This window comes from Blautia sp. CAG:237 (assembly GCF_000436615.1).
Taxonomy (GTDB): Bacteria; Bacillota; Clostridia; order Lachnospirales; family Lachnospiraceae; genus Blautia_A; species Blautia_A intestinihominis.
Window position 1 is genome coordinate 1 of record NZ_FR886749.1, and the last position, 2603, is coordinate 2603.

Consider the following 2603-nt stretch of genomic DNA (forward strand, 5'->3'; position numbering starts at 1 on the left):
CCCGGGCTGATAATTTCATATCAGTCCGGGCGGTCTTTTTTTATTTGGCCTGTGCTGGTGTTGCTGTAACTTCTGTCTCCTCTGAAGTTTCTTCAGAATCTGTAGTTTCGGAAGCTGTGTCTTTTGTATCTGTATTTATCACATCCTGATATGCTTCATCCATATCGCGGATATTCATCTTGTTGACCAAATAGACTTTGTCTCCGACAACTGCTGCATAGAAGTTTGTATCGTACTCATAATACTCTGCAGTTGTCTCATTGCCATCGGTATCTTTGAATACGAAGGTATATGCCGGATTACCTTCCGGAGTGTATTTTTCGGTAAGGCGCTGCTGCGCAGTCATATTGATGAGTTTATTGTAGAATGTTGTAAAGGTTGTATCATCCAGATCTACGCCATCAAGTTTGTAGGAAACCATTGTTGTTTCTTCTGCATCCTCATCATCGCTGTCTTTGGATGTTTCTCTTGTCACAGTTACTGTATGATCACCATCTGATGATTTTACTTCCAGGGAATCCAGACTGTTGACAGAGAGGTAATTTACAGAAAGACTGTAGAAATCAGAAGCCTTGCTGTCCAGGATATCTGTCAGGGAGTCTTTCGTGATCGTGTAGACTTCTTTGCTGTCATCTGCTTTCACATAACGGTCATCTCCTGTTTCATCACCGACATAGATGGTAATCTCTTTCTCTACTGTTTTTGTTTCTGTATCCTCAGAGTCTGTATCTGTCCCTTCTGCATCCGTGTCTTCTGATGCCTCATCGGCATCTGTAGTATCGGTATTCTCTGAATCCGCATCTCCTGATGTTGTATCAGAATCTTCATCTGCTGTAGTCTCGGAATCTGCATCTTCCGCTTCCTCAGAATCATCCTCCTCTACCGCTTCTTCCTCCGTATATTTCGCAGTGATCACTGCATACGGATCATCAAATCCATATTTGGAATCATCTGTGCAGTTATAATCCACAAAGCTGTCATATGCCAGTGAACCGATTGCTGATGTCACCGTTCCGGCCTTATCGGTATCTGCTTTTTCGGATGTCTTTCCGTCTGACACATTCCAGAAGAGATTATCCGGATCCTGGGTCAGTTCATAACCGTCTTCTTTGTCAACCTTGACCTCTGTGATCGTTGAGGAAGTCACAGACGGGAAAGTTCCGCTCTCTGCAAAATCATACAGAGTTCCCATGAATGGCTCCACTGCGGAGCTGTCTACCAGATATACATTCTTGTCATCATCGCTTTTCTTCACATAATACTGGCTGGTGGATTCATTCTCCATACCGATCTGAAGTACTGTATCTCCGTCATCTGTCGTAAGTTTGATCTCATTCTGTGGAGAATCCAGATCATATTCACTTAAATCCTCCACATCAGAGATTTCCTGTGCAGCAGAGAGGGATGCGAGCCCTCCCACTGCAGTATTTACAGTATCCTGATCCACCGGGAAATCCGCATCGCTTTTTTCCGACCAGGCGTCGTCTTTTTTGTCAAATTCTACATTGTCCTGTCCTGCTGTGAATGCAACCGAAGTAATATCATCTGTAGACAGGCTGGTCAGTTCAACGCTTGTGTCCTCTTCCTCAGATTCTTTCTTTTCCTGAGAAGAAACATAAGAATTTACGCCCACATAAGCTCCGGACACCACGCCAAGTGCAACTACAGCAGAGACAAGTTTTACTGTCTTTTTTTTCATTATGCTTTTCTCCTTTTCAGCCATACGCCGAAGCCGATCACCAGAAATGCAACCGGGATCAGACCCATGATAATGATCTTCCAGAAACTTGCATCATAGGCAGTCAGAGTCAGGTAAGAAACCTGGAGGTCTTTTACCGGAACAGAAATCGTAGAAGTTTCATCGGAACTGCACATCCAGCTTAAGGATTCCATGATCATCTGCTCATTTCCACCGGATACCATCTGATTGATCTGGCTGTCCATCAGATTGGAGGAAGCATAATAAACGATCTGTGTTTCTTTGTCATCATCCAGAGATTCTGTGATGCTTACACCTAGGTCAAATGGTCCCTTGGTATCGTCATCTGTTTCCTCAATGCTTCCACTGTTTACATCCACCTTGGAATATGCACTGTCAGATGTAGTAAGAAGACTGTTGATCGTTACCGTATCTCTCACATCATCTGTTTTCTGGATGCCCTGTGCGTAAGGCATCAGTACATAATAACCTTTGGAAGCAAAATCAGTGATCGCATCTGTGCTGTTAACTGTCGGAACCAGATAATATGGCATCTGTGCGTAATGCTGGGAATCTCCCTCAATCACGATTCCCTCTGTTCTCTCTACGCCGTAATTTGCAAGTACAGCGTCAAAGTTTGTCATGGATTCTTCCGTATAATCAGAGAAGATCATAGCCTTGCCGCCGTTTTCCAGATACTCGATGATCGCATCTTTTTCTGTCTCGGAAATATCACTTGTCGGTGCGTTGATCAGCAGGCAGGCTGCATCATCCGGCACGCTCTCTTCTGTCAGAAGATTCAGGGACTGGATATCGATATTCGCTTTCTCGATATCTTCTTTTAAGGTAGAATCGAGTTCCTTCTCTCCATGTCCGTCGAGTGTGTACAGGATCGGAAGATTTT

The 2603-nt window shown here is 44.1% G+C and carries 2 protein-coding genes; both read right to left on the minus strand.

Annotated features, from left to right (window positions below):
• Positions 1-40: 40 nt before the first annotated feature.
• Entirely contained in the window at positions 41-1699 is a 1659-nt protein-coding gene (locus tag QZL69_RS09970) for a DUF4340 domain-containing protein (RefSeq protein ID WP_022215064.1), read from the minus strand.
• Positions 1699-2603, minus strand: a 905-nt coding sequence (locus tag QZL69_RS09975) for a Gldg family protein (RefSeq protein WP_291519275.1), incomplete at its 5' end; no start/stop codon positions are given. The genes QZL69_RS09975 and QZL69_RS09970, both read right to left, overlap by 1 nt.

What these genes read in the sequence shown, in the direction of transcription:
- QZL69_RS09970 (WP_022215064.1), bottom strand. Translation starts at nt 1,699, where the DNA reads ATGAAAAAAAAGACAGTAAAACTTGTCTCTGCTGTAGTTGCACTTGGC.